This window comes from Vibrio sp. 10N.222.49.C9, from assembly GCF_041474985.1.
Lineage (GTDB): Bacteria > Pseudomonadota > Gammaproteobacteria > Enterobacterales > Vibrionaceae > Vibrio > Vibrio crassostreae_C.
Window position 1 is genome coordinate 1 of sequence record NZ_JBFRVD010000522.1, and the last position, 251, is coordinate 251.

The following is a 251-nucleotide window of genomic DNA, read 5'->3' on the forward strand; positions in this document are numbered from 1 at the left end:
ACGTACTATTATGAAGAACGAAAAGGACAAGACTACATTCAGTTAGGAACAACAGGTGGGGTATTTACACCGTCTGATCGTGGCTTTCATATGGATCATATTATGTGGGTTTCGGTTTCTGAAGGCGAGCCAATCATCATAAATTTAAAACTAGATAGTTTGGTTGACAAGTATGGTAAACCTTTACTTGATCTCAATGAAAGTAAGTAACTCAATTATGATTGCTCATAGTGATACAGACATTATTAGGT

1 protein-coding gene is annotated in these 251 nt (G+C 35.9%); it reads left to right on the forward strand.

All coding sequences use genetic code 11. From position 1 onward, the window contains the following. A partial coding sequence (locus tag AB4585_RS24280) for a hypothetical protein (protein WP_372171310.1) occupies positions 1-210 on the forward strand: 210 nt, incomplete at its 5' end. Positions 211-251: the final 41 nt, after the last annotated feature.